At 61.1% G+C, this 26,177-nt stretch carries 23 protein-coding genes; 10 read left to right on the top strand and 13 right to left on the bottom strand.

Features of this window, described 5'->3' with window-relative positions:
• Positions 1 to 6 precede the first annotated feature (6 nt).
• The 4 genes from ACYU7Q_RS17925 to ACYU7Q_RS17910 form a co-directional block, all read right to left on the bottom strand.
• Entirely contained in the window at positions 7 to 516 is a 510-nt protein-coding gene (locus ACYU7Q_RS17925; protein WP_460610796.1) for a GNAT family N-acetyltransferase, read from the bottom strand.
• A 67-nt stretch (positions 517 to 583) separates the two neighbouring features.
• Positions 584 to 2,155: an ABC transporter permease/substrate-binding protein gene (locus ACYU7Q_RS17920; RefSeq protein ID WP_460610795.1), complete on the bottom strand. Its 1,572-nt coding sequence runs from the start codon at positions 2,153 to 2,155 to the stop codon at positions 584 to 586.
• Entirely contained in the window at positions 2,143 to 3,288 is a 1,146-nt protein-coding gene (locus ACYU7Q_RS17915; RefSeq protein ID WP_460610794.1) for an ABC transporter ATP-binding protein, read from the bottom strand. The genes ACYU7Q_RS17920 and ACYU7Q_RS17915 overlap by 13 nt, the downstream gene beginning before the upstream one ends.
• Before the next feature lie 84 nt (positions 3,289 to 3,372).
• Positions 3,373 to 3,729: an ASCH/PUA domain-containing protein gene (locus ACYU7Q_RS17910; RefSeq protein WP_460610793.1), complete on the bottom strand. Its 357-nt coding sequence runs from the start codon at positions 3,727 to 3,729 to the stop codon at positions 3,373 to 3,375.
• A 358-nt stretch (positions 3,730 to 4,087) separates the two neighbouring features.
• Between ACYU7Q_RS17910 and ACYU7Q_RS17905 the strand changes: the two genes are divergently transcribed.
• Complete coding sequence (locus ACYU7Q_RS17905; protein ID WP_460610791.1) at positions 4,088 to 5,758, top strand: M28 family peptidase; 1,671 nt, start codon at positions 4,088 to 4,090, stop codon at positions 5,756 to 5,758.
• Between the two features lie 97 nt (positions 5,759 to 5,855).
• A complete protein-coding gene (locus ACYU7Q_RS17900) occupies positions 5,856 to 6,278 on the top strand; it encodes a BrxA/BrxB family bacilliredoxin (RefSeq protein WP_196286972.1) in 423 nt (140 codons plus the stop codon).
• Positions 6,279 to 6,285: 7 nt separating this feature from the next.
• Here ACYU7Q_RS17900 and ACYU7Q_RS17895 read toward each other — a convergent pair whose 3' ends face one another.
• The 3 genes from ACYU7Q_RS17895 to ACYU7Q_RS17885 form a co-directional block, all read right to left on the bottom strand.
• On the bottom strand, positions 6,286 to 6,786 hold the full coding sequence (locus ACYU7Q_RS17895; protein ID WP_460610790.1) for an EamA family transporter: 501 nt from the start codon (positions 6,784 to 6,786) through the stop codon (positions 6,286 to 6,288).
• Positions 6,787 to 6,952: 166 nt separating this feature from the next.
• Complete coding sequence (recQ, locus tag ACYU7Q_RS17890) at positions 6,953 to 9,157, bottom strand: RecQ family ATP-dependent DNA helicase (protein WP_460610789.1); 2,205 nt, start codon at positions 9,155 to 9,157, stop codon at positions 6,953 to 6,955.
• 70 nt (positions 9,158 to 9,227) lie between these two features.
• On the bottom strand, positions 9,228 to 9,422 hold the full coding sequence (locus tag ACYU7Q_RS17885) for a hypothetical protein (protein ID WP_460610787.1): 195 nt from the start codon (positions 9,420 to 9,422) through the stop codon (positions 9,228 to 9,230).
• Between the two features lie 84 nt (positions 9,423 to 9,506).
• On the opposite strand from ACYU7Q_RS17885, the gene ACYU7Q_RS17880 reads away from it, so the two are divergent.
• Positions 9,507 to 10,523: a KpsF/GutQ family sugar-phosphate isomerase gene (locus tag ACYU7Q_RS17880; RefSeq protein WP_460610786.1), complete on the top strand. Its 1,017-nt coding sequence runs from the start codon at positions 9,507 to 9,509 to the stop codon at positions 10,521 to 10,523.
• 86 nt (positions 10,524 to 10,609) lie between these two features.
• Positions 10,610 to 11,692 (top strand): mannose-1-phosphate guanylyltransferase, encoded by a 1,083-nt coding sequence (locus ACYU7Q_RS17875; RefSeq protein ID WP_460610785.1) that lies wholly within the window; start codon positions 10,610 to 10,612, stop codon positions 11,690 to 11,692.
• 58 nt (positions 11,693 to 11,750) lie between these two features.
• Here ACYU7Q_RS17875 and ACYU7Q_RS17870 read toward each other — a convergent pair whose 3' ends face one another.
• From ACYU7Q_RS17870 to ACYU7Q_RS17845, 6 genes are all read right to left on the bottom strand, one after another.
• Positions 11,751 to 12,122, bottom strand: coding sequence for a hypothetical protein (locus tag ACYU7Q_RS17870; protein WP_460610784.1), 372 nt, complete (start codon positions 12,120 to 12,122; stop codon positions 11,751 to 11,753).
• A gap of 11 nt (positions 12,123 to 12,133) precedes the next feature.
• Positions 12,134 to 13,186: a TrmH family RNA methyltransferase gene (gene rlmB / locus ACYU7Q_RS17865; RefSeq protein ID WP_460610783.1), complete on the bottom strand. Its 1,053-nt coding sequence runs from the start codon at positions 13,184 to 13,186 to the stop codon at positions 12,134 to 12,136.
• Positions 13,123 to 14,409 (bottom strand): GWxTD domain-containing protein, encoded by a 1,287-nt coding sequence (locus ACYU7Q_RS17860; protein ID WP_460610782.1) that lies wholly within the window; start codon positions 14,407 to 14,409, stop codon positions 13,123 to 13,125. Before ACYU7Q_RS17860 ends, rlmB begins: the two co-directional genes overlap by 64 nt.
• A gap of 210 nt (positions 14,410 to 14,619) precedes the next feature.
• Positions 14,620 to 17,631, bottom strand: a complete 3,012-nt coding sequence (locus ACYU7Q_RS17855; RefSeq protein ID WP_460610781.1) for a protein O-mannosyl-transferase family — start codon at positions 17,629 to 17,631, stop codon at positions 14,620 to 14,622.
• A 197-nt stretch (positions 17,632 to 17,828) separates the two neighbouring features.
• Complete coding sequence (locus tag ACYU7Q_RS17850) at positions 17,829 to 18,470, bottom strand: T9SS type A sorting domain-containing protein (protein ID WP_460610780.1); 642 nt, start codon at positions 18,468 to 18,470, stop codon at positions 17,829 to 17,831.
• A 257-nt stretch (positions 18,471 to 18,727) separates the two neighbouring features.
• Positions 18,728 to 19,486, bottom strand: a complete 759-nt coding sequence (locus ACYU7Q_RS17845) for a biotin--[acetyl-CoA-carboxylase] ligase (protein ID WP_460610779.1) — start codon at positions 19,484 to 19,486, stop codon at positions 18,728 to 18,730.
• Between the two features lie 67 nt (positions 19,487 to 19,553).
• Between ACYU7Q_RS17845 and rsfS the strand changes: the two genes are divergently transcribed.
• From rsfS to ACYU7Q_RS17815, 6 genes are all read left to right on the top strand, one after another.
• On the top strand, positions 19,554 to 19,934 hold the full coding sequence (rsfS, locus tag ACYU7Q_RS17840; RefSeq protein ID WP_342300707.1) for a ribosome silencing factor: 381 nt from the start codon (positions 19,554 to 19,556) through the stop codon (positions 19,932 to 19,934).
• 247 nt (positions 19,935 to 20,181) lie between these two features.
• Positions 20,182 to 22,299, top strand: a complete 2,118-nt coding sequence (gene ftsH, locus ACYU7Q_RS17835; protein ID WP_460610778.1) for an ATP-dependent metallopeptidase FtsH/Yme1/Tma family protein — start codon at positions 20,182 to 20,184, stop codon at positions 22,297 to 22,299.
• Positions 22,300 to 22,425: 126 nt separating this feature from the next.
• Positions 22,426 to 23,088 (top strand): LutC/YkgG family protein, encoded by a 663-nt coding sequence (locus tag ACYU7Q_RS17830; protein ID WP_460610777.1) that lies wholly within the window; start codon positions 22,426 to 22,428, stop codon positions 23,086 to 23,088.
• Positions 23,085 to 23,867: a UDP-2,3-diacylglucosamine diphosphatase gene (locus ACYU7Q_RS17825; protein ID WP_460610776.1), complete on the top strand. Its 783-nt coding sequence runs from the start codon at positions 23,085 to 23,087 to the stop codon at positions 23,865 to 23,867. Before ACYU7Q_RS17830 ends, ACYU7Q_RS17825 begins: the two co-directional genes overlap by 4 nt.
• Positions 23,868 to 23,922: 55 nt before the next feature.
• Positions 23,923 to 24,816, top strand: coding sequence for a hypothetical protein (locus tag ACYU7Q_RS17820; protein ID WP_460610775.1), 894 nt, complete (start codon positions 23,923 to 23,925; stop codon positions 24,814 to 24,816).
• A 114-nt stretch (positions 24,817 to 24,930) separates the two neighbouring features.
• Complete coding sequence (locus ACYU7Q_RS17815) at positions 24,931 to 26,097, top strand: zinc-dependent alcohol dehydrogenase (protein WP_460610774.1); 1,167 nt, start codon at positions 24,931 to 24,933, stop codon at positions 26,095 to 26,097.
• Positions 26,098 to 26,177: the final 80 nt, after the last annotated feature.

Below are 26,177 nucleotides of genomic sequence, written 5' to 3'. Positions count from 1 at the left end.
TACCGGCTATAGCGGCTTTTCCAGCACCAGCAGCACCAGGGGCTGCTTCGGAATGCCGAAGCGTGGGTCCGTCGGGAAGGGCTCGGCAGCCCCGGTGAGGCGATAGCCGCGCCGCTCGTAGTAGGCAATCAGCTCGGTACGCACGGAAATAACCGTCATGTGGCTGGTCGTGCAGCCGTGCTCCCGGCCGTAGTTCTCAGCCGCGGTCAACAGAAATTTGCCCACGCCCTGGGCCTGGCCGGTAGGGTTCACGGCCAGCATGGATAGATAGAGCAGCTCGCCTTTGGCCTGCGCATGGAAGCTGCCTAGCAGTTCGCCGGCCTCGTTCTGGCAGAGCAGGATGGCCGCGCCGGGCCGGGCCAGCATCTCCCGCATGCCCTCTTCGTCGATGCGCTGACCGTCGAGCAAGTCGGCTTCGGTGGTCCAACCTTGGCGGGCGGTGTCACCCCGGTAGGCGGCATTTACGAATTGGGTGAGGCGGGGCGCATCGGCGGGCGTGGCGGTGGCGAGAATCATGGGGCGAAAGTAAAAGCAGAACACCTCATGCTTCGGCTGTGCTCAGCATGCCGTTCAAATTATTGCATTACTCCCGCAAATACCCGCCCAAATCCGACACGCTCACAATGCCTAATTTCCGGGCCTGCTGCCCGCGCATCAGCAGCGCATACGTGTTGTTGAAGCCCAGCGGGGCCAGCCACTCCAGCCCGAAGCGCCGCCGAAACTCGGCCCGCACGTAGTCCAGCACCGCCGCCGGGCGGCCGCCCAGCGAATCGACCACCGCCGGGCGGGGTTGCAGCAGCACCAGCAGCCCCGTGCCAGTGTACTCGGGGTACATGTCAATGGCTCCACTTTTCAAAGCCTCGAAGCAGATGGTGGTGCCACCCAGGCCGGTTTTGGTTTCCACGGCCAGGTCGGTATTGCCCCGGATGAGGGCCGCGTACAGCTCGGCCAGAATGTATTGTTCGGCAAAAATCTTCGAGCCCAGCCGCACCACCGGTGCGCCCGCCACGGCCGCCCGCGCCGCCCGCCATAGCCCGCGTTGCCGCAGGAAGGCTTCAGCAATGGCCTTGGGGTGCTGGTGCAGGTAGTCGGCGCGGTAGTTCAAATCGGTCATCACCGAGTCGGAAATTTGCCCATTCAGCTTCGCCAAAACCGGCCCCAGCTCCGGGTGCTGGCGCAGCAGCTCCGGCCGCACCACGGGCACGGCGTAGTAGGGCGGAAACACCCGACGGTCGTCGCGCAGCACGCGCAGGCCGTAGGCCCGGATGCGGCCATCGGTACTGTAGCCGTCGATGACGTCCACGTCGGCGTGGCGGGCGGCTTCGTAGACGAGGGCGGGGGCCAGCACCACGCTGGGCAGGTGCGTGAGGCCGTAGGCGGCGGTGAGACCCGGCAGGCCATCGGCCCGGCCCACGAACTCGGGGCTGAACCCGGCCCGCAGCCGGCCTGTGGCCTGGGGCAGCAGATACAGCCCGCTCAGCAGCGGCAGCGCCACCAGCAACGCCGCGCCCACCCGGCCCAGGCGCTTCGTGCTCAGCTTTTGCACGCCGCCCAGCAGCGCATCAAACGCCAGCGCCAGCCCGGCGGCGGGCAGCGCCCCGGCCAGTATCATCACCGGATTGTTGAGAGCGATGCCGCCGAAAATGAACTCGCCCAGCCCGCCGGCCGCCACGTAGGCCGCCAGCGTGGCCACGCCCACATTTATCACCGTGGCCGTGCGAATGCCGGCCATGAGCACCGGCAGCGCCAACGGCAATTCTACCTTCCGCAGCACCTGCCCATCGGTCAGGCCCAGGCCCCGGGCGGCCTCCACCACGGCCGGCGGCACGCCCCGAATACCCTCAAACGTGTTGCGGATAATGGGCAGCAGCGAATACAGAAAAAGCGCGAAAATGGCCGGCTTCGGCCCGATGCCCAGCAGCGGAATCAGGAAGCCCAGCAGGGCAATGCTCGGCACCGTCTGGAGCACGCCGGCCAGGCCCAGCACTGCCGGTGCCCAGCGCGGCCGGCGCGACAAAAACAGCCCCAGCGGCACGCCCAGCAGCACCCCCAGCAGCAGCGAGCCCGCCGTGAGGCCAATGTGCTGCACCGTCTGCTCGCCGAGTTTGCCGGCCTGCTCACGCCAGAAAGTGAAGAGAGCCGTTAGCGTTTCCATGCGTCCTCCTCTCGTTGCAAGGCTTCGCCGAAGGCGGCCATTAATTGGGCTATTGTGAAGGGCGCGGCCGCTGCCGTGGCAGTGGTCAGCGTCTCCAAAGCATCGTGCACGGTGGTGGCCGGGGTTAAATCGAGGGTCCGACCCCCGATTACGCCCCTTTTTGGCTCGATATCGAGGGTCGGACCTTCGATATCGACCCTTTTTGGCTCGATTGCGCGGGTCGAAGGGCCGAAATCGACCTTCGTTGGCTCGATACCGACCCTTTTTAGCTCGATTTCCGAGGTCAGACCCTCGATTTCGGCCCTTTTTGGCTCGAAATCGAGCCTTTGATGGTCAATTAGGGCAGGAAGAGTCTGCACATCCGGCCATACGTCGCCCAGCGTGAGCGTGCGCAGCTGCAAAGCCAGCCGTTCGGCCGCGAAAAAGCCCCGCACAAAGGCGTTGGCCGGCCGAAACAGCAGCTCCCGCGGCGTGCCCAGTTGCTGAATCTGCCCGGCATCGAGCAGCATAATCCGGTCGGCCAGCTCGAAGGCTTCCGTCACGTCGTGCGTCACGAGCACCACCGTTTTGCTTTTCAGTTCCTCCAATTCCCGAAACTCGCGCCGGATGCCGGCCCGCGTCACCGGGTCAAGGGCCCCGAAGGGCTCATCGAGCAAGATAATGGGCGGGTCGGCGGCCAGGGCGCGGGCCAATCCCACCCGCTGCTGCTGCCCGCCCGAGAGCTGCTGCGGCAGCTGTCCGGCGTAGCGCCCGGGCGGCAAATGCAGCCGCGTAAGCAGCGCCTCGGTGCGCGCCGCAATGGCCGCCGGCGCGTGGCCCAGCAGGCGCGGCACCACCGCAATGTTCTCGGCCACCGTGTAGTGCGGCAGCAGCCCCACCTGCTGAATGACGTAGCCCATGCCGCGCCGCAGCACCTCGGGGCGCTGAGCCAGCACGTTTTCGCCGTTGATTTCCACGGTGCCGCCGTCCGGCTCAATGAGGCGGTTGAGCAGCTTGAGAAGCGTAGTTTTGCCGCAGCCGCTGGGGCCCAGCAGCACCAGCGTCTCGCCGGCCGCCACCTCAAACGACACATCATTGACCACGGTATGCGCGCCAAACGACTTGCGCAAGCCAGCGGCGCGGATAACAGGCATTAGAAGGGAGTTAAGAGTTGGGAGTGCAGAGTTAAGGGTTGAAAGCGGCAGGCGCTAACTCTTAACTCAAAACGCTCCGCACTGTTACCAGAGCCGGATATCGGTCATGCCCGTCGGGATGGGGGCCAGCTCGCTAAAGCCCAGCACGCACCAGTCGGGCTGCACGCCAAACAGGCCGCCCTGCAGCACGTAGCTCACCCAGCGCGTAATGGTGCGCCCGGTGTACTGCTCGGTATCGGGGTCAAATTCTCGCAGCATCAGCAAGTCGCCGACCTGAAAATTCTCTTCGTTGCGGCGCACATCGAAAGGCTTGTTGCCGGCTTTTACGGCCGCGAAGCACTCGGGCCAGGTCTTGAGGTCGTGGGTTTGCCGATGCGTGGGGTCCGTGATTTGAAACTGGGGAGCAATGGCGTCGGAATACGTAGGCAGGGAAGTAGTCATGGCGATAATTATTTAGCAAAGGAGCCGGCCAACTGGCCAACCGGGCGGGCGTGGCGGGCCGGCAAAGGCATGGCCACGCGGCCGGGGCTCACCCGGGTAATGCCGGGCTTATATCTCAAGATAGTTAATAAAACAGGGACAAGGGCTATTAACGCGAAGCCTTGCAGTATAGTTCGTCGTGATTATTTCAATGCGCTGGCCCATCCGGCTGGCGCGGCCATGGTCCTTTTTAGTGGAATGGGCCCGGCAAAAACGATTGTGGAACGCCCGGTTTTGCCTCCGGTATCGCCGGTGTTTTGTTGTTACGCGCAGGTTATGTTTTTTACCTGAATGCTCGCCCTCTGCGTTTCTTTACGGCATGAGAATCTCCCTTTCGTCCCTCTCCGCCGCGCTGCTGCTAAGCGGCGCGGCCTATGCGCAGCCGCAGGTCGGCGCTAGCCAAGCGCCCCTCACCGTGCCCAAGCCCGTGGCCGCCGCCTTGGAGCAGGTAAAGCCGACCGACATCAAAGCCCACATCGCCTACCTGGCCGATGACCGCCTGCTGGGCCGCAAAGCCGGCACCCCCGGCTACCAAATGGCCGTCGACTACGTGACGCAGCAGCTGAAAACGCTGGGCGTGCAGCCCGCCGGCGAGGGCGGCACCTTCATCCAGAAAGTGCGCCTGCGCCGCGCCTTCCTTAAGCCGGGGGCCACCTTCGCGGCCCGCGATGCGCAGGGCGCCACGCTGCCCCTCATCGCTGGTCAGGACTACATCGTGTACCCCAGCCCCGAGCTGCCCGCCACCAGCGTGCAGAATGCGCCGCTGGCCTTCGCCGGCTTCGGCATCAGCGCGCCCGAGCTGGGCTATGACGACTACGCCGGCCTCGACGTGAAGGGCAAAGTAGTGATGATTGTGCGCGGCGCACCCCGCACCTTTGCCTCCACGGTGGCCTCGGCCAGCCAGGATTTGGCCGGGCTGCTGAAGGCGGCCATCGGCCACGGCGCGGTGGGGCTGATACTGGCCTCGACCCACGCCGGTGCGCTGCCTGACCTCAAAGCCGGCACCTACAGCGTGCTCGGCGCCGATGGCAAGGTGGCCGTGTCGCGCACCTTTGCGGCCGGCAGCCGGCAGCAGCTCTACGGGGCCGTGAACGCGGCCACGCTCCAGCGCCTGCTGCAAACTTCGGGGCTCGATACCACGCAGGCTTTCGCGGCCATTCGGAGCGGCAAACCGGCCTCGGCGGGGCTGAAAACCACGATTAGCGCCAGCGCGCAGTCCTCGTACCAGGACATCGAGAGCTATAATGTGGTGGGCAAATTTGTTGGCTCCGATGCCAAGCTGCGCGATGAGTACGTGGTGCATTCGGCCCACCTCGACCATCTGGGCGTAACCGCGCCGGTGAAGGGCGACTCCATCAACAACGGCGCGCACGACAACGCTTCGGGCGTGGCCTGCGTGCTCGAAATCGCCAGAATCTACTCCAAACTCAAGGACAAGCCGAAGCGCACCATGCTCTTCGCCTTCATGACCGGTGAGGAGCTGGGCCTGCTGGGCTCGTCGGCTTTCGCGGCCAACCCCACCGTGCCCAAGGCCAAAATCGTGGCCGATATCAACATGGACATGCCCACCCTCATTGCCCCGCTGCTGAGCGTGGTGGCGCTGGGTGCCCCGCATTCCACCCTCATCGAGCCTGTGAAAAAAGCCTGCGCCTACATGGCCATCGACCTGGAGCAGGACCCCGAGCCGGAGCAAAACCGCTTCATCCGCAGCGACCAGTACAGCTTCGTGACGGCCGGCATCCCAGCCCTGCACATCAAATACGGCAACAAAACCGCCGACGGCCGCAACAACCTCAGCGAGGAAGTGCAGAAATGGCGCGCCGTGACCTACCATAAGCCGCAGGACGACATCAACGGCCGCTTCGATTTTGAGGCCGGCCGCAAGTACGTGCAGCTCTGCTTCCTCATCGGCTACCAGGTGGCGCAGGACCCCGCCCGGCCCACCTGGAACAAGGGCGACTTTTTTGGCCAACGCTACGGCCGCCGGTAGCCACCGCCGGAAACCTTCTGGCCACCTTAATGCTTTAGGCCTTCGTACTTTTGCACCATCACGCGGCCCCGCCGCTTTTTAAATAATACCTACGACAATGGCAGTTTATCCCGAATACATGGTGGCCCCCATCCGCCAGGACCTCACCGAAGTTGGTTTCGAGCAGCTCATGACCCCCGAGGAAGTAGAGTCGGCCCTCGCCGATAAAGAAGGCACCGTGCTGGTGGCCGTGAACTCGGTGTGCGGCTGCGCCGCCGCCAAAGCCCGCCCCGCCCTGAAAATGGCCCTCGCCAGCGCCGACAAAAAGCCCGGCAAACTCGTGACCGTTTTCGCCGGCATGGAAACCGACGCCGTGGCCAAAATGCGCGAGCATCTGCTCCCATACCCTCCCTCGTCCCCCTGCATCGCGCTGTTCAAAGACGGCGAGCTGGTGCACATGATTGAGCGCTACCACATCGAAGGCTCCGACGCCATGCGCATCGTGAACAACCTGCAAGGCGCGTTCGAAGAGTATTGCTAGGCGAAATTCAGGCTGCCGGCTTGGATTCGTAAATGGTCGTTCCGCTTGCGGGGCGACCATTTTTTTTGGCGCTGTCCTTCTTCGTGGCGGGTTTGGTGGTGGCAATGAGAATGGCTCCGGCCGCCATGAGCGCCGCGCCCAGCACCACCTGCCAGGTGAGTTTTTCCTTGAGGAAAATGGCGGCCAGCGTCACCGAAAACACCAGGGTGATGTTGGTGAGCGGCGACACCCGCGAAGCATCGCCAATGGACAGCGCCCGAAATACGAGCAGCGACGACGCAGCCGTAAGTACGCCCGCCACCACCAGCACCAGCCAGGTTTTGCGCTCAATCCTGGCGATGTCCGGCAACAATCCCTGAAACAGCACCGTGCCCCAGGCCACCAATAAAATCAGCACGGCCTCAATGGCAAACACCAGGCTGGGCGGCACATCCTTAATCGCGGCTTTCGACAGCGTAACCACCGAGGCCGAAGCCAGAGCGGCCAGCAACGCGAAGACAATCCACATAGTAAGGCTCAAAAAGCACTTGCCCAGCTGCGCGCCAAGCACCTCTGCCCATACGCGGCTAGCTAAGCAGAGTTGATGTTGCAGATGCCCGAAAGCCTGCCGGAAAACAAAAAAGCCGCTCCAATTTAGAGCGGCTTTTTCGGCTTGTTATTGAAGCTGGTCGGTTTTAGTTGGCCACTTCGCTCAGGAATTTCACGCGCACCAGGCGCAACTCTTCCTCGGTGAAATCATTGCCCAACTCCTTCATTGCCACGGCAATGTTGTCCGTGCTGGCTGTCATAAAGTAGTCGTAAATCTCGTCGCGCACTTCCTCTTCCACCATTTCTTCCAGGTAATAGTCGATGTTGAGGCGGGTGCCGGAGTAGCAGATGTGCTCGATTTCTTCCATCAGCTCGGCCATCGTGATGCCCTTGGACGAGGCGATGTCCTCCAGCATCATCTTCTTGTCGATTTGCTGAATGACGTAGATTTTGATTTTCGAGCGGTTCACGGCCGACTTCACCACTACGTCCTCGGCGGTTTCGATGTCGTTGTCTTCCACGTACTTCTTGATGGCGGCCACGAACGGCGCGCCAAACTTCTGGGCCTTGCCCTGGCCCACCCCCGACACGTGCGTGAGGTCGTGCAGCGAAGTGGGGTAGGTGGTGGCCATCTCTTTCAGGCTCGGGTCTTGGAACAGGACGTAGGGCGGCAGGTTTTTCTGCTTGGCCACCTGCTTGCGCAGTTCCTTGAGCTGCGCGAACAGCGCCTCGTCGTGGCCGGCGGCGTGCTGCACTTCTTCCTTTTCCTCGTCGGCCTTCTGCTCGGCGTCGAAGTTATGGTCGCGGGTAAGCGTGATGGAATACGAATTCTCGATGAAATCCATGCCCTTGTCCGTAATGCGCACCAGGCCCAGGCTGTCAATGTCCTTCTCCAGCAAGCCGTTCAGCAGGCACTGGCGCAGCACCGAGTGCCAGAACTGCGCGTCGCCCAACTCCTTGCCCTGGCCGTACACCGGCAGCGCATTGTGGGCGTAGCTTTCGATGTGTGGGTTGTTCAAGCCCAGCAACACCTGGCCGATATGGTTGAGGTTAAACCGGGCTTCCGTCTGCACCACGGCGCGCAGGGCCAGGCCCACGGCCGCTTCGCCCTCGAACCGCTCCTTCGGGTGCTTGCAGTTGTCGCAAAAGCCGCAGTCCTTGTCCAGCTGTTCGCCAAAGTAGTGCAGCAGCTGCCGCCGCCGGCACACCGACGACTCGGCGTAGTTCGTCATTTCGGCCAGCAACTGGTGGGCGTTGTCGCGCTCCGTCACGGGCTTGTCCTTGCTGAACTTTTCCAGCTTGAGAATGTCGTCGTAGCTGTAGAACATCAGGCAGTTGCCTTCCAGGCCGTCGCGACCGCCGCGGCCGGTTTCCTGGTAGTAACCCTCGATGGACTTGGGCGCGTCGTAGTGCACCACAAAGCGCACGTCGGGCTTGTCGATGCCCATGCCAAAGGCGATGGTGGCCACAATCACATCGCATTCCTCGTTCAGGAAAGCATCCTGGTTGTCGATGCGGGTTTGCTGGTCGAGGCCGGCGTGGTAGGGACGGGCGCGCACGTCGTTTACGCGCAGCAGCTCGGCAATTTCCTCCACCTTCTTGCGGCTCAGGCAATAAATAATGCCGGCCTTGCCCTTGTGCTGCTTCACGTACTGAATCAGCTGCTTTTTGGTGTTGTGCTTGGCGCGCACCTCGTAGTAGAGGTTGGTGCGGTTGAAGCTGGTTTTGAAGACGCTGGCATCGTCCATGTGCAGGTTCTTCTGGATGTCCAGCTGCACTTTGGGCGTGGCCGTGGCGGTGAGGGCGATAATGGGCACATTGCCGCCCAGGTTGTCAATAATGCCGCGAATCTTGCGGTATTCGGGCCGAAAGTCGTGGCCCCACTCCGAAATGCAGTGGGCCTCGTCGATGGCCACGAAGCTGATGGTGGATTTCAGCAGAAACTCGATGGTGTCGTCTTTGGTCAGGCTTTCGGGGGCCACGTAGAGCAGGCGCACCTCGCCGCTCATCACGTCTTTTTGCACCCGTTTCATTTCGGTTTTGGTCAGGGTCGAATTGTACACCTGAGCATTAACACCAAAGGCCCCGAGCTGGTCGACCTGGTTTTTCATCAGGGCGATGAGGGGCGAAATAACGATGGCCGTGCCCGGCACCACCAGCGCCGGCAACTGGTAGCACAGGCTTTTGCCCGCGCCGGTGGGCATAATCACAAACGTGTTGTGCCCGGCGAGTACGTTTTGAATAACAGCCTCTTGCGTGCCCCGAAACTGGCCGTAGCCGAATACTTCTTTAAGTGTATGTTTCAAATTGGCCGCGAGGACCGGGGCTTCTTGGAGGGCAACTGATGACATAGGATGATAGCACTAGTGAAAGGCGTACCGACGCGCGGTTCATAACGAAGATAATCAATAGCCTCAGTTTTCAGCATGAAAAATGGTGTTTTTCATGAATTGTGGAAAACAATTTATTCATATTGCCACCTCCTCCGAAATGGGAATGAGTTATTTGAAAACCTTGTGCTTCTAAGGCTGTCCATCTATAAGAAAAGCTGTTTCTAAAGTGACGAGCGGCCCAACCTGATGCAATTGCGCTGTTGGCATTGGTTAAATTATCCATTAATCCGAGCGAGTTGATTTGCGTCGGTGGAAGCGGGCTAAGCTTCTTTCCCCCAATTTTGCAATAACATTTCGTGCCTTGCCCATGCCTGTGACCCTTCATTCTGAGAATGCCCCGCCCGCCGCTATTCCGGCCTCCGCCGACGTGCTGACCATTGCCCGGCAGGTGCTGCACGAGGAAGCCGACGCCGTGCGCGCCGTGGCCGATGCGCTGGCCGCCACGCCCGATTTCGGGGCCTGCGTGCAGGCCATTCTGCAATTAAAAGGCCGCGTGGTGGTGACCGGCATTGGCAAAAGTGCCCACATCGCGGGCAAAATCGTGGCCACGCTCAACAGCACCGGCACGCCGGCCCTGTTCATGCACGCCGCCGATGCCATCCACGGCGACCTGGGCATGATTCAGCCCGAAGACTTCGTCATTGCCATCAGCAAGAGCGGCGATACGCCCGAGATTAAGGTGCTGGTGCCGCTGCTGCGCCGCAAGGGGGTGCCGCTGGCCGCCCTGGTGAGCAACGCCGACTCCTACCTGGCCCAGCAGGCCACCTACGTGCTGCACGCCCCCGTGACCAAAGAGGCCTGCCCCAACAACCTCGCGCCTACCACCAGCACCACGGCGGCCCTGGCCCTGGGCGACGCCCTGGCCGTCTGCCTGCTCGAAAGCCGCCAGTTTACCGCTGCCGACTTTGCACGCCTGCACCCCGGCGGCACCCTCGGCAAGCGCCTCTACCTGAAAGTGGGCGACCTCAGCCGCCAGAACCAGCGACCTCAGGTGCAGGAAGAAGCCCCACTAAAAGACGTACTGCTTGAGATATCCGGCAAGCGCCTCGGGGCCACCGCCGTGCTCGACGCCGCCGGCCAACTCGCCGGCATCATCACCGACGGCGACCTGCGCCGCATGCTGGGCAGCTTCTCGGACCTGGAGAAGCTCAAGGCCCGCGACATTCTCACGCCCCGGCCCGCTACAATTGATGTGGAAGACTTTGCCGCCGAAGCGCTGGCGCGGATGCAGAGTCGCAACATCACGCAGCTGGTGGTGACGGAAGACGGCCGGTTTGCCGGCTTCATTCACTTGCACGATTTACTACGTGAAGGATTAGTCTGATTTATATTATTTATTTAATATATAATATTTGTGGAGTAAATAGCAGTCCTTCGGGTCGTACTTCGTTCTCCTTTACATTTGCTCACATGAATTCCACTTACATCGTCGTTATGGCTGGCGGTATTGGCAGCCGGTTCTGGCCGTTTAGTCGCACCAACCACCCCAAGCAGTTTCACGACGTGCTGGGCACGGGCCGCTCCATGCTCCAGCTTACCGTAGACCGTTTCAAAGGCATCTGCCCGCCCGAGAACGTGTTTGTGGTGACCAACCGCGACTACGTGGACCTGGTGCAGGAGCACCTGCCCCAGCTACCGGCCGACCAGATTCTGGGCGAGCCCATTGGCCGCAATACCGCGCCGTGCATTGCCTACGCCAGCTACCGCATTGCGCAGCGCGACCCGCACGCCACCATCATTGTGACGCCCGCCGACCACGCCGTACTGCGCGAAGACGAATTTCGTCGCCTCATCGGCATTGCCGTGGCGGCCGCCCGGGCCAACGATGTACTCATCACCCTCGGCATTCAGCCCTCGCGGCCCGATACTGGCTACGGCTATATCCAGTACATGGACGACCAAAGCCTGCCCGGCGGCCAGCTGCACAAGGTGAAAACCTTTACCGAAAAGCCCAATCTCGAGCTGGCCCGCATGTTCGTGGACAGCGGCGACTTTCTCTGGAACTCCGGCCTGTTTGTGTGGCGCGCCGAGGTCATCATCAATGCCTTCCACCACTACCTAGGCGACATTGCCGAAGTGTTCGATGAGGGCGCTGACCAACTAGGTACTTCTGAAGAAGAAGAGTTCATCAGTCGGGCCTATTCGCGCTGCCGCAACATCAGCATCGACTACGGTGTGATGGAAAAGGCGGACAACGTGTACGTCTTGCCGGCCGATTTCGGCTGGAGCGACGTGGGCACCTGGGATTCGCTGCACCGCATCGGCCACCACGACGAAAACAACAACATGGTGAGCGGCGACGTGCTGCTTTACGACACGACAGGTTGCGTCATCAAAACCCCCGCCGACCGCCTCGTGGTGGTGCAAGGCTTAGAAGATTACATCGTGGCCGAGTACGACAATGTGCTGCTCATCTGCAAGCGTAGCGAGGAGCAGCGCGTGAAGGATTTCGTGGCCGATGTGAAGGCGAAGAAGGGCGGGGGGTATAATTAATAACGACTCGTACCAATAAAAAAAAGCCCGCTTAAAAGCGGGCTTTTTTATTGTCGACTTACCAACGAATCCAACGCAGGAACTGGTCAAATTTCTCTATACCGATTTCAGATGAATACCATCTTTGAAATTCGGGCTGCACTTGGTCATATAGTTTGCTGCCAGTTGCACTAGCAAAGTATTCAAAGCAGAAAAGTTGCTTTTGGCGGTCAAAGTGGATGCGCAGTATCTCTGAGTCTTCAAGTGGCTCGTAGTTACTCACGTTGAGCGTATCAAGTGAAGTGTAAGCGAAAAGACGACTTGCTGCACCTGATGAAATAATGTGCTGAACCAATTCCAGCATTCTTTCATGCCTCCAGCCTTGCTTATTAAGGCTTTGGTAGCAAGCGGCGATAAAAGCCCAGTCCTGTGGCTGCGTCTTCATCGCCATACGTTCTGCAGTTATGCATTCACCCGCTGGCGGGCCACTTCAAACAGCATGATGCCAGCGGCTACGCCCACATTCAAGCTCTGAATCTGGCCACTCATGGGCACTTTCAGCTTCACATCGGCCAGGTTCAGCAGGTCGGGCGAGATGCCGTCTTCTTCCGAGCCCATAAGGACGGCCACGGGGCCAGTGAAGTCGATATCGGCCGTGCCTACGGCTTCTTCCGCTTTCTCGGTACAGGCCACCACCGTGATGCCGGACTGCTGGAGGAAGCGGATGGTTTCGTGCAGGCTCACTTCGCGGCACACGGGCAGGAGGTTGAGCGCGCCGGCGCTGGTTTTCAGCGCATCGCCGTTGATTTGGGCCGCGCCCCGGCTGGGCACCACGATGGCCTGCACGCCCAGACACTCAGCCGTGCGGGCAATAGCGCCGAAGTTGCGGACATCGGTAATGCGGTCAAGTAGCAGTAGGAAGGGCACTTTCCCTTCCTCAAACAAGCCGGTTACGATGGTGTCCAGCGGCGCGTAGTCGATGGGCGACACGAAGGCCACTGCGCCCTGGTGGTTTTTGCGGGTCAGGTTATCGAGCTTCTCCACGGGCACCAGCTGCACCTGAATACCCGCCGCGCGGGCAGCGGCCGAGATGTCCGTCACGAGGCTGTTTTTGGTGCCTCGCAGCAGGAAAATCTTCTCCAGCGTGCGGCCCGCGTTCAGGGCTTCCTGAATGGGGCGTAGGCCAAACAGCATGTCGATGCTGGAGGCTTGGGCGGAGCGGTTTTCGTAGCGGGGCCGGTCGTTGCCGCCTTCGCGCTCGCGATAGGGCGGGCGCGACTCGCCCCGGTCGGAACGGCCGGTGCGGTCACCAGAGGCGTCGTCGCGGTTGTCGGAGCCGCCGCGGCCACGGGGGCGGGCGGGGCGTTCGTCGAACTCAGAACCGCCGCGGTCGGGGCGGAACTGTTTCGGGGTGACGGGGCGGTTGGCGCCATCGTAAAAGCGGCGGCCGGCTACCGGGCGGGCAGGTCGCTGGGGACGTTCGGGCCGGTCAGGGCGGTCAGTGGGGTTCTCCATTTTTCAACGGCGGCATACCAGAGCAGTTCGTACTCGGGCCGGCGCACCAATTCGTAGTAATCAGGGGCAAAGGTACTCGGCCGGGGCCGGAAGGTATAGGTGATGGGCCCGTTGCTCAACCCGCCCTCGGGATAAAACCACCGTTCCTCGCCGTTGAACAGCCGCCGCACGCTTGGCGGCGGGCCCAGCACCACGTACAGCAAGCCCCTATCGGTGAGCCAGCCGGCCTTGTGGGCGGCAAAAAGGCGGTTGGCCGCCGTGACGCGGCCGTAGAACTGCCGAATCAATTCCTTGCCCTGCCGCTGGTTGCCTTTGGCGATATCGAGCCAGAATTTATCCACCGCGCGCTTGGGGTCGGGCGCGTCGGCGAGGCGCTGACGCTCCTGACTGGTGGTGAGGTAGCGCAGCGGCTCAATCAGCTCTGAAGCCGTGGTGAGCGCCGGGTAGCGGTTGGCCCCCACCAGCACGGCCAGCGTGCGGGTGGGCAGGCCGCCCGCGCCGCCCACCTTCAGCGCATACAGGCCGGGCTCGCGGAAGCGCAGCGGCTCGCCGGGTGTGGCCGTGGCCGAATCGAGGACGGGCAGCAGGCGCGGGCCGGCGGGCATGGCGGCGGGGCTGGTCATGGGCGGCAGGGCGGGGGTGGGCGTCACGGCGTAGCGCTTCCAGCGCACGGGCTGCATCAGGCCGTAGCTGTCCACGCCGAAGGTTTCGCCAGCTTGCACGTAGCGGCGCAGCAGGGGCAGCCCCACCGAGTCGGTGAGCACGAAGGGGCGCGCCAGCACGGCTTCGGTCAGGCGCAGCCAGGCGGTGGTGCTGGGCTCCTGGTAGTCGTCTTTGGCATCGGTGGGGGCGGTGGTGATTTGTAATACGGCCCCGACGGGTACGCGAGTGGCCGCGATGCAGAAGCTGAGGCGCTGGCTGCCGTCGGCATCGGGGCGCGGGTGCTGCCGGCGGCGCCCGATGCTGTCTTGCCACAGCGGCAGCTTGGCTTCGTAGCTGGGCCACGCGGTGAGGCGCAGCGGGTGGCCCGGCCCCAGGCGGGCGGGGGCGGGCAGGCGCAGGTAGAGGCGCAGGCTGTCGCTCTCGCGGCGGGTGTCCACGTCCAGGTGCGGGGCGTCGCGGTAGAGGCCGGCGTAGTCGGGGCGCGGCGCCAAGGGCGCGAAGGCGCACAGCAGCGGCAGCAGCCAACTGAGGCGAAACCAGGAGCGCGGGGTGAAAGGCATAGCTGGCACTACGGATGTAGAATTGTAAAGTCCTTTTTCCTAACGAACAAAGCGACGAAAGCGGGCGCTGCGGGAAAATAAAACTCGGTTATTGCCACGAAAGTGCTTAAAGCAATTTGGCGAATGAAAAATTAAACAGGGTTGATAACCCAAAAAAGGCCGGCCCGCACATTGCGGACCGGCCTTTTCTATTCAACTGCTACTGCTGCCTTAGCGCGGGTAGTACTGGTTCATCAGGCCCAGGGCCTTTTCGCTGCGGGGCTTGTCGCCTGCCAGCTCGGCGGCGCGGTACACGCTTTGCAGGCCCAGGAGGTAGCCGCGCTGGTCGTCTTCAAACAGGCTGCCGTCGGGCTTGCTGGCGTAGTAGGCCAGCATCTGCTCCGAGCGCTGGGTCATGGTGTCCAGAATCTGGTTGGCTTTGGCTTTCTCGCCACCCGCTACCAGGGCGGGCACCAGCTGGGGCGAGTAATAGTCGTAGGGAATCGTGTTGTCGGGCATCAGCTCCATGGCTTTGTCGGCCACTTCCTTGGCCTTGGCCACGTTGTTAGACGCCAGGTAGGCATTAGCCAGGCGGGCGAACTTGTCGCGGTAGTTGGCCGGGAAGCGCAGGTTGTTCTCGTCGTAGAAAATCTTCGGGTTTTGCAGGCCGCGGTAGCTGAAATCCTTCAGCAGGCGCTGGTAGGTGAGGTCTTTTTCCACGAAGCCCTCGTCACCGCTACGCGGGTCGTAGTTCGGGTCTTTCAGAGGTAGCAGGCGGTAGGCCATGCCCTCCAGCTGGAAGTAGGGCTGCAGGTTCATGTAGTCGCTCGGGGCCACGGTGCTGCTGAAGTAGATGGGCCGCTGCCAGTTGTTGGTGGCAATCATGTCCAGAATCACTAGGTTTTTCTTCTCGATGGCGCGCTTGCCCATGCTCCACTCCATCTTGCTCACGAGCTGGCCTTCCCGGTCTTTGGGGATGATGCCGAGCTTTTTCACGGCCAGCGTGTCCACGGGCAGGAAGAAGTTGGGCGTCGGGAAGCTCATCATGCTCGGGCCGTTTTCCTGGTACTGCACCTGCAGCAGCGGGTTGTTGCCCTTCACCAGCTCAATGAATTCCTTGAGGTTCACGCTGGGCACAGCCGGGTTGGCGGCGAAGGGCAGCATGTCGTTGGTGCCCTGGGCGTAGGCCGCGGCGGGCATCGAGATGGGGAAGGGCTGCGAAAGGTAGGAGCGGCGCTTCATCTGGGCGATGTACCAGTCGGTATTCAGGTAGCTCAGCACGGCCACGCGCACGTCGGTGCGGAAGCCCTCCACTTCCTGGGCGTACCAGAGCGGGAAGGTGTCGTTGTCGCCGTTGGTGAACAGGATGGCGTTGGGGGCGCAGCTATTGAGTAGGTTCTTGGCCGAATCCACCGAGTTGTAGCGGTTGCTGCGGTCGTGGTCGTCCCAGCCCTGGGCCGCCATGATGCCCGGAATCAGCAGGCCGACGGCCAGGGCCAGGCCGGCCCGCAAGCCGTCGGCCTTCACCACTTTGCCGAACAATTCGGCCAGCCCCAGCACGCCCAGCCCTATCCAGATGGCAAAGGCGAAGGTGGCCCCGGTGAAGGTGTAGTCGCGCTCACGCGGCTCGCGCGGCGGCTGGTTGAGGTAAATCACAATGGCCAGGCCGGTCATCAAAAACAGCAGGCCGGTCACCCAGGCGTCCTTGCTGTCGCGCCGGCTCTGGAACCACAGGCCGATGAGGCCGAGGATGAGCGGCAGGGCGAGGAAGTTGTTGTGCGCCGGGCTCTCGCCAACGCGGGGCGGCAGCGACTTTGCGCTGGGGCTAAACGGCGTAACCACGCCCGCCTGCTGAATATCGGACTCGCGGCCCACAAAGTTCCACATGAAGTAGCGCCAGAACATGTGGCCCATCTGGTAGCGGAACAGGAAGCCCAGGTTCTGGCCCATCGTCGGCTTCACGCCGTCCTGAATGTCGACCCACTTCTTGTAGTTGGCAATCTGGTCGGGCTCGTAGCTGTAGATGCGAGGCAGCAGCATCTTATCCTCGTCGCGGTACACGGGCTCCTGCTGGCGCGGCAGAATCTCTTTGTAGGTACCGGTTTTGAGGTCGCGGGCGTAGCGGGGGGCACCCTCGGCGTAGTCCACGGGCTGGGCGTTGAACTGCGGGCCGTAGAGTAGCGGGCGCGAGCCGTACTGCTCCCGCTTGAGGTAGCTCACGAAGCTCAGCACATCCTCCGGGTCATTCTCGTTGATGGTGGGCTGGAAAGAACTCCGAATCGGCACAATCAGGTAAGACGAGTAGCCAATCAGGATGAACACGAAGCACAGCATGGCCGTGTTCAGTAGTTGGCTGCGGCGCTGAAACGACATCCGGAAACCAAACCAAATCAGCCCGATAAACACAATCAGGAAGATGAACAGGCCCGAGTTGAAGGGCAGACCCACGGTATTCACGAAGAACACCTCGAAGTCCCCGGCCAGCGTGGGCAGGCCCGGGATGATGCCCACCAGGATGGAGCCCACGATAATCATGCTCACCACCATCACGATGATGCCGCCTTTCAGCGAAGGATTGGCCGTGCGGCGGTAGTAGTAGATGAAGCCCAGGGCTGGCAGCGTCAGCAGGTTCAGCAAGTGAACCCCGATGCTGAGGCCGATGACGTAGGCAATCAGAATGAGCCACTTATCCGAGTCGGCTTCGTTGGAATGGGCTTCCCACTTCAGCATAATCCAGACCACGGCCGCCGTGCACAGGGCCGACATGGCGTATACTTCGCCCTCCACGGCGTTAAACCAGAACGAATCGGAGAAGGCAAAGGCCAGCGCACCCACCACGCCCGCGCTCAGAATGAGCAACGACTGGTAGCCGCTGGGCTCGATGGCTTCGGCGGCTAAGCCGCTATTGCCCGTGGCCTCGCGCAGCACCAGCTTGCGGGCCATGCGGGTGATAATCCAGAACAGAAACAGGACGGTGAAGGCGCTGCTCAGGCCCGAGAGGGCGTTGATGAGCACGGCCACCTTGGTCACATCGCCAAACGAGAACAGCGAAAACAGGCGGCCCAGCAGCAGGAAGGTGGGCGCCCCGGGAGGGTGCGGCACCAGCAGCTTGTAGGAGCAGGCAATAAACTCGCCGCAGTCCCAGAACGAAGCGGTAGGCTCCAGGGTGAGCAGGTAGGTGACGGCGGCAATGGCAAACACGAGCCAGCCGACGAGGTTGTTCAAGCTTTTAAAAGAGCGCATAGAAACGAATGGGACACAAGACACCGGCAGATGCGCAAGCCGCACACTGCCGGAAGAAGCAACGAGCAAATCGGTGAAAAGGCAAAAGTAGGCAATGCACCGTTGCACTGATGCTTGCGCGAAACCAATTCGGGCTAGAAACACAAAAAGCAGCCCGGGGCTGCTTTTTGGTCAAACGGTTCGGCGAAGATGTCAGGTCAGTTCTGCAGCACGAGGCGTTTGGTGCTGGCCACCTTGCCATCCACCAACAAGCTGTAGAAATATACGCCGGTGCGCAGGTCGCTCAAGTCGAGCGCCAGGCCGGCAGTGGTCAGCTCCGGCTTGAGGGCCACCGTGCGCACTTCCTGGCCGATGATGTTGCTCAGGCGCAACTGGTAAGTGCCCGCACCGATTTTCTGGTTGAGCTGCACCGTCACTTGGCCGTGGCTGGGGTTGGGGTACACATTCACGTCGATACCCGCCGCTTTGGCATCCAGTGTAGCAGTGGTGGTACGCTGCGTCACGTTGATTAAGCCATTCATGGTCTGGCCTATGGGCTGGCCGGGCGCACCATGCGCCAGGCAGTAGTAGGGAATGGCCCCCACCGTATTGAAGGTGATATCGCGGGTGGGACTGGCCGAACTGAGGGTGAACAGCGGAATAGACGTTCCATCGTCCGACACCGTGGGGTGCTGGCCGCTCTGCAAGACAAAATGTACTACGTCACCGGTCTGAATATTGACCGTCAGCGGCGAGTAGAAGTTACTGCCAATCGTAACCGTTACCGTCGTGGCAAAAGCCGAGGCCAGCGGCAGCAGTAACGCCGCCAGTAGCACCACACAGCGAGTAGAGAGTTTCATAGCTCAAGCAGAAAAAGTGAAGGCGAAAATTGAAAAGTTGCGGATAAGGCATTGACAAGCACTGTGCCGAATTTATTTTCCATTAAATCAACACCCCGAAAATTATTTCGGTTTGATGGACCGGCAGAAAAGTAACCATTTGGAGCCAACGTTACTGACAACTCGGCGCAAGCTGGGAATTAGTTGCCTGAAAGAATTATTTTTTTACGGCTCACCAAAACTCATCAGCCTGATGCCGAAATAGGAGGTCAGGGTTGCTAGCCGTGGCGAATTTCCTGCAAGCCAAAGCGGCGCAGCTCATTGCCAATGGCCACGGCCAGCCGGCCATCGTCTTCCACCCCGACAATCTGGCCGCTCACCGGCTGCCCGTCGATAATGAACGGGTGAGTTTCCTGGTAGCGGTACAAGGCCTGCAAATAATCGCGCCGCAAGGCGCCCACCTGCCCGGCCCGCAGCTGCAGGTAGCGCCGCTCCAGGCATTCCAACAGGCGGGCGGCCAGGGCGGCGCGGTCGTAGGCGCGGCCGGTGAGCCGGGCAAAAGACGTGGCCGTGGGCAACTCAAAAGCTTGTTGGTTGATGTTCAGGCCAATGCCAATGATGCTATATTGAATTTTTGTGCCGTTCAGGCTGTTCTCAATCAATATGCCGCCCAGCTTTTGATTGCCGTAATACAAGTCGTTGGGCCATTTCACTTTGAGCTTCGGGTCGGGGCCGAGCAGGGCCGCGGCCCAGTCGTGTACGCCCAGCGCCACGGCTTGGCTGAGGCGAAACTGCTCGGTGGCGGCTAGAAACGTGGGCTGCCACACCACCGAAAGCATCAGGTTTTCGGCGGGGGCGGCCACCCACTGGTTGCCGCGCTGGCCCCGGCCGGCGGTCTGAAAGTCCGTTATGACGGTGCAGCCCTCGCTGGCCCGGTTTTGGACAATCAAACTTTGAGCCTCCGAATTGGTCGAGGCGCAGGCCGGCAGCCACAGCAATTGCTGGCCCGTGAACAAGGTTTTTGGGGTGACAACCACGGCCTTCTTTCGCGTTTCGTTAACTTCGTAGACTTTCGGCTGTAAAGCTCACACCTAACAAGACAATATGAAAAGCACGTTGGTCCGTCAGGATTCAGACACATTGGCAGATTTGGTCGTTCGCGGCATGCAAGACAAGAAGGCATCCGATATCGTGGTGCTGAACTTGAAGGAATTAAAAAATGCCGTTGCCGATTATTTCATCATCTGCTCGGCCAACTCCGATACGCAGCTCGAAGCCGTGGCCCGCTCGGTAGAAGAAGAAATCGAAAAAGTTACCGGCGAGAGCCCCTGGCAAACCGAAGGCCGCACCAACCGTGAGTGGGTGCTGCTCGACTATGTTGATGTGGTGGTTCACGTTTTCCTGCGCGACCGCCGCAAGTTCTACGCTCTCGAGGAGCTGTGGGGCGATGCCAACATCAGCTATATCGAATCGGAGCCAGCGTAAAGCGTTTAGTCTGGACCTGTCATCCTGAGCGCAGCGAAGGACCTTATCAAGCTCGAAAGTTTGTAGTAATACCAAACGGCACAGGCGCAATAAGGTCCTTCGCTGCGCTCAGGATGACAGAAAAGGCGATGCCGCGATAAACGCGATAAAATAAAACACCCCGCCCCGCGTCTTCCTTCTTGCCGAACATTTGCTTTTAGCGTGGTGTTTTGCTCCTACCTATACTCGGTTTTAAGTAGCTATTTTCATGTCGGATAAAAATCTGAATAACAATAAAAAGAAGAAGCCCATTGCCCCGGTGCCTAGTCCGCGGCCGGGCTTGCAGCTGTGGGTGCTGGCGGGCTTGCTGGTGTTTTTATTTGGGGTGATGTGGGTGAATAACCTCAACTCGCCCGCCAAAATCAACCAGCAGCGCTTCGAGAGCATGCTGGCGGCCGGCGATGTGCAGGCCGTCACCATCGTGAGCAACCAGAAAGTGGTGGAAGTGACCCTGAAGGAGGCGGCGCAGGCCAAGTACCGGCAGGAGCTCACGCGCCGCACGCCATTTGGCGCATCGGGCGTGGGCTCGCAGTTTTATTTCCCGGTGGTGGATGCCAAGCTATTCCAGGAAAACCTGGACGCGCTGCAGAAAAACGTGCCCGCCGCCCAGCGCCTGCCCATCAACATTGAGGAGCGTTCCAGCCCCGGCGATTACATCGGCACCTACGGCTTCATTGTCTTGATGATTGTCGGCTTCTGGTTCCTGATGCGCCGCATGGGTAGCGCTGGTGGCCCCGGCGGCCAGATTTTCAGCATTGGCAAGAGCAAAGCCGCCCTGTTTGAGGGCGGCGACAAGGTGAAAATCACCTTCAAAGACGTAGCCGGCCTCGAAGAAGCCAAGGAGGAAGTGCAGGAGATTGTGGAGTTCCTCAAGAACCCCAGCAAGTTCACCATTCTCGGCGGCAAGATTCCGAAAGGTGCACTGCTGGTAGGCCCTCCCGGTACCGGCAAAACCCTGTTGGCCAAAGCCGTAGCCGGTGAAGCCGACGTGCCATTCTTCTCACTTTCGGGCTCCGACTTTGTGGAGATGTTCGTAGGTGTGGGCGCGGCTCGCGTTCGTGACCTGTTCAAGCAAGCCAAGGCTAAGGCGCCCTGTATCATCTTCATTGATGAGATTGACGCCGTGGGTCGTTCGCGCAGCAAGGGCTCGATGCCCGGCGGCAACGACGAGCGCGAAAACACCCTGAACTCGCTGCTGGTGGAAATGGACGGTTTCGGCACCGATTCCGGCGTTATCATCTTGGCCGCCACCAACCGGCCTGATACCTTGGACTCGGCCCTGCTGCGCCCCGGCCGTTTCGACCGTCAAATCAGCATCGACAAGCCGGACATCAACGGCCGCACCCAGATTTTCAATGTGCACTTGAAGCCGCTGACGCTGGGCCCCGACGTAGATGCTAAGCGCCTCTCGGCCCAAACCCCGGGCTTTGCCGGCGCCGAAATTGCCAACGTCTGCAACGAGGCCGCGCTGATTGCTGCCCGCCGCGACAAGAAATTCATCACCGACCAGGACTTCACCGACGCCATCGACCGCGTGATTGGTGGTTTGGAGAAGAAGAACAAAATCATCTCGCCCGGCGAGAAGCGCATCGTGGCCTACCACGAAGCCGGCCACGCCATCGCGGGCTGGTTCCTGGAACACGTCGACCCGCTGGTGAAAGTGAGCATTGTGCCCCGTGGTGTGGCCGCGCTCGGCTACGCGCAGTACCTGCCGAAAGAGCAGTTCCTGTACAACACCGAGCAGCTGACCGATGAGATGTGCATGGCCCTGGGTGGCCGCGCCGCCGAGGAGCTGGTATTTGGCAAAATCTCGACTGGCGCGCTGAGCGACCTGGAGCGCATCACCAAGATGGCCTACTCCATTGTGACGATGTATGGCATGAACTCGAAGCTCGGCAACGTGTCGTTCTACGACTCGAAAGGCCAGAACGAGTACGGTTTTTCGAAGCCCTACTCGGAAGCCACGTCGCAGATGATTGACGAGGAAGTGCGCACCATCATTGAAAACGCCTACACCCGTACCAAAGACCTGCTGACGGAGCGCCGCCACGAGCTGGAGGTAATCGCCAAGGAGTTGCTGGAAAAAGAGGTGTTGCAACAGGAAGACCTGACCCGCCTCGTGGGTCCGCGTCCCTTCGAAACCCAGACCAACTACCAGGCCCACATGGCCGGCACCGACCGCAGCGAAACCGCTTCGGAGGTGAAAGGCGAACAGGCCGCCGGTGGCAAGCTCGGCAACGACTTACCCGAACTGCACTTGCCCGGCGTGGACGACAATCGCAACAACGAGACCCCTGCTGCTAACGGCAGCGCGGTTGCGGGGTAGTTTTCCGGCTCAGGTTTAACAATAAGAAAGCCCGCTTCCACTTAGGAGGCGGGCTTTTTTGGTGAAGTAATGCCGGTTATCGGGCAACGGTTACCTTTGGCAGCTTCAACCCGCAACTCTCTCGTCATGGCTGATTCTTCCCGCGATGCCGTTTTAGCCCGCATTCGCCAGGGGCTGGCGGCTGGTCCTGCCCCGTTGCCGCCTCGTCCTGATTTTGCAGCGCCAGTGCATCCGCCGCTGAACAACGCCGATGCTGTGGTGGCATTTGCCGAAAGCTTCCAGCGTGTGGGCGGTGAGTTTTACTACTGCGAGTCGCTGCCGCACCTGGCAACGCAGGTGGCAGGCTTCCGGCAGCGGCAGCAGGTGGGCGCGCCCTACGTGTGGGAGCCCGAAATGCAGGCGCTGCTCTACCAGGCAGGCATCGCTTTTCAGGCCGATGAAACCGATTTTATCGCCAAGGCTGATTTGAGCCTGACCTCCTGCGAGGCACTGGTGGCCCGTACCGGCAGCGTGCTGGTATCGGCGGCCACGGCCAGCGGGCGGCGGCTGAGCATTTATCCCGACCAACATTTGGTACTGGCCCGCCCCCGCCAGGTGGTAAACGAGATAGGGGAGGCCCTGCGCGTGCTGCAAAGCCGCTACGGCGCAGGAATGCCCTCCATGGTGTCGCTTACCAGCGGCCCCAGCCGCACCGCCGATATTGAAAAAACCCTCGTGCTCGGGGCCCACGGCCCGCGCCGCATTGCGCTATTCCTGCTGGAAGACGACGCCGAAAACTTACCTGAATGAAGTCGCCCCATTTACTTTCTGACCTTATCCTGCCGCCCGGCAAACGGGTTTATTTCGCTTCCGATTTCCACCTGGGGGCACCCGATGCGGCGTCCTCGCTGGCGCGGGAGAAGCGCATCGTGCGCTGGCTGGATGAAGCGGCAAAGGATGCGGCGGCCATTTACTTACTGGGCGACTTGTTCGATTTCTGGTTTGAGTACAAGCATGCCATTCCGCGCGGGTTCAGCCGCTTGCAGGGCAAGCTGGCGGAGCTGACGGATGGCGGCCTGCCCATCACCATCTTCACCGGCAACCACGACATGTGGATGTTCGGCTACTTCACCCAAGAAATGGGCATTCCGGTGCTGCGCCAGGAGGTGAGCCAACGGATTGGTGATAAGATGTTCCACATCGGGCACGGCGACGGGCTGGGGCCGAAGGACTACAGCTACAAGGCCCTGAAGCAGGTGTTCACCTCGGGCGTGGCGCAGTGGCTGTTTGCGCGGCTGCACCCCAATTTTGGCATTGGCATGGCCAATAAGTGGAGCCGCCGCAGCCGGATGCAGGTGGGCAAGGATGACACCGTGTACTTCGGCGACGAGGAATGGCTGCTGCAATACTGCCGCGAGCTGGAAACGCGTTTGCACCACGACTACTACGTTTTCGGCCACCGCCACCTGCCGCTGGACGTGGAAGTGGCCCCCGGCAGCCGCTACGTGAACCTGGGGGAGTGGGTCAATTATTGCAGCTACGGCGTATATGATGGAAATGAGCTGGCCTTGCGGCATTTTGAGCAGTAGCGTGGACGGCATTTCACGCAGTTTCCCGCAGTATTTAAAGGCACAGTGTCTCGCCGTGTTTTTACTGGCGGGCATCGCCGCCCGCGCCCAAACCACTGTGCCCTCTGCTGCCTCGGCCGCGCCGGCATCAAAGGAGACCGTGGCTCCCGTGCAGCCGGCCCCTGCACCCGTGCTGGATGCCACGGCCGCGCCTACCGTGGCTGCCTGGAAGCTGCTGCGCCTCATCAAACTGCCCAATCCCGGCGCGGCCTCGCTCGACCGGCGCGGCGCGCTTTACGTGGCCGATGCCGACAACAACCTCCGCCAATACGGCCCCGAAGGCCTGCCCCTGAACACCTACGCCCCTACCCAACCCGGCCACGTAGCCCAGGTCGAAGCCTGGAACGTGACCAGTACGCTCGTTTTCAACGATGACCGGCAGCAGCTGGTGCTGCTCGATAGGTTCCTGTCGCCCATCAGCGAAGTCCGACTAGCGGATTACCTCGACGGCACGGTGCGTGTGGCCACGCTGGCTCCGGACAACTTCATTTGGCTACTTGATGAGAGCAACCTAGTGCTGCGCGAATTCGACCCCAACACCCTGCGCCTGGTGCAGAACACGCCGCTGGACCTCATCATTGGCCGTTCGCGGCCCGATTTTCGGTTCATTCGGCAGTACCAGAACAACACCTACCTCGTGGACCGCAGCACCGGCGTGTACGTGTTCGACAATCTCGGAAATTACAAGAAGAAGCTGCCTTTCCCGGGCCTCGGCACGGTGGGCTTCCGGGGCGATGAGCTGTACTTTCTGGAAGCCGGCGCCATCCACTTCTTCCACCTCTACAACCTGAGCGAGCGGCGCGTGGCCCTGCCCGCCGGCCTCGACCCCGGCGCGGTACGGCAGGTGCTGGTGGGCGAAACGTACGCCTATATTTTCACGGCGGCGGGCGTGGCTGTGTATCAGATGTAAGACGGGTAGCTACGGTGGAGCCTAACGGCTAGGCGGCCTCAATCATAGCAACCCACCGGAAAAGCAGCCCGTTAGGAGCACAGGTTCTTCTGTTTCATTCCTAACTCCTGCTTTATGAAAGCTCTCCGCATTCACGGTGCCAAAGACGTTCGTGTCGATAACGTGGACGACCCCGAAATCAAGGAATCGCGCGATGTAATCCTGCGCGTGACCAGCACGGCCATCTGCGGCTCCGACCTGCACATCTACAACGGCAGCATTCCCCAGCCCAAGCCGATGACGCTCGGCCACGAGTTCATGGGCATTGTGGAGGAAGTGGGCAAGGGCGTCACCAACCTCCGGCGCGGCGACCGTGTGGTGGTGCCCTTCCCGGTGGCCTGTGGCCATTGCCTGTTTTGCAACCACGACCTGCCCGGCCACTGCGAAAACTCCAACCCCGACCACTACGGCCCTGAGGGCGGCCTGATGACCGAAAAGGGCGGCGCCCTGTTCGGCTACACCGACCTGTACGGCGGCTACGACGGCGGCCAGGCCGAGTACGTGCGCGTGCCCTACGCCAACAACGGCCCCCGCAAAGTGCCGGATAACCTCACCGATGAGCAGGTGCTCTTCCTCACCGACATCTTCCCCACGGGCTACACGGGCATCGACTGGGCCAATGTGCGGGGCGGCGAAATCGTGGCCATTTTCGGGGCCGGTCCGGTGGGCATCATGGCCGCCAAATCGGCCTGGCTGCGCGGGGCCAGCCGGGTTATCATCGTCGATACCCAGCAGTACCGCTTGGATAAGGCCAAGCAAGCGGCCCGCGCCGAAGGCATTCTGTGGGAAAACCATAAGCAAGTGGTCGACGAAATCCGCGCCATGAGCAAAGGCTATGGGGCCGATGTGGTGGTGGAAGCCGTGGGCTTCGAGCCCGACCGTAACCTGGCTGACCGCGCCAAATCAGTCGTCAACCTCGAAAAAGGCTCCGACAAGGTGCTGCTGGCCTGCATGAGCGCCGTGCGCCGGGGCGGGTTCGTGTCGGTGCTGGGCGTGTACTCTTCGCCGTTTGATAACTTCCCCATCCATCAGTTCTTCGACAAGGGCATCACGCTGAAAGGCGGCCAGGCCCCGGCCCACAAGCACATCGACAAGCTGCTGGCCCACGTGGCCAACGGCGACGTGCGCCTCGACGACATCATTTCGCACCGCCTGCCCCTCTCGCAGGCTCCGCACGCCTACGACATCTTCCGCAACAAAAAGGACAACTGCACCAAAGTGGTGCTGAAACCCGGCGAGTAGTTTGTAACTAGCTGTTAATAAGGAAAGGAATCTGCGCAAGCGGGTTCCTTTCTCTTTTGGTGGCAGCCGGGAAAGTATGT

The organism is Hymenobacter terrigena, assembly GCF_054776515.1.
Note: the sequence above shows the minus strand (reverse complement) of the source record. Positions and strands in the feature narration are given on the sequence as shown.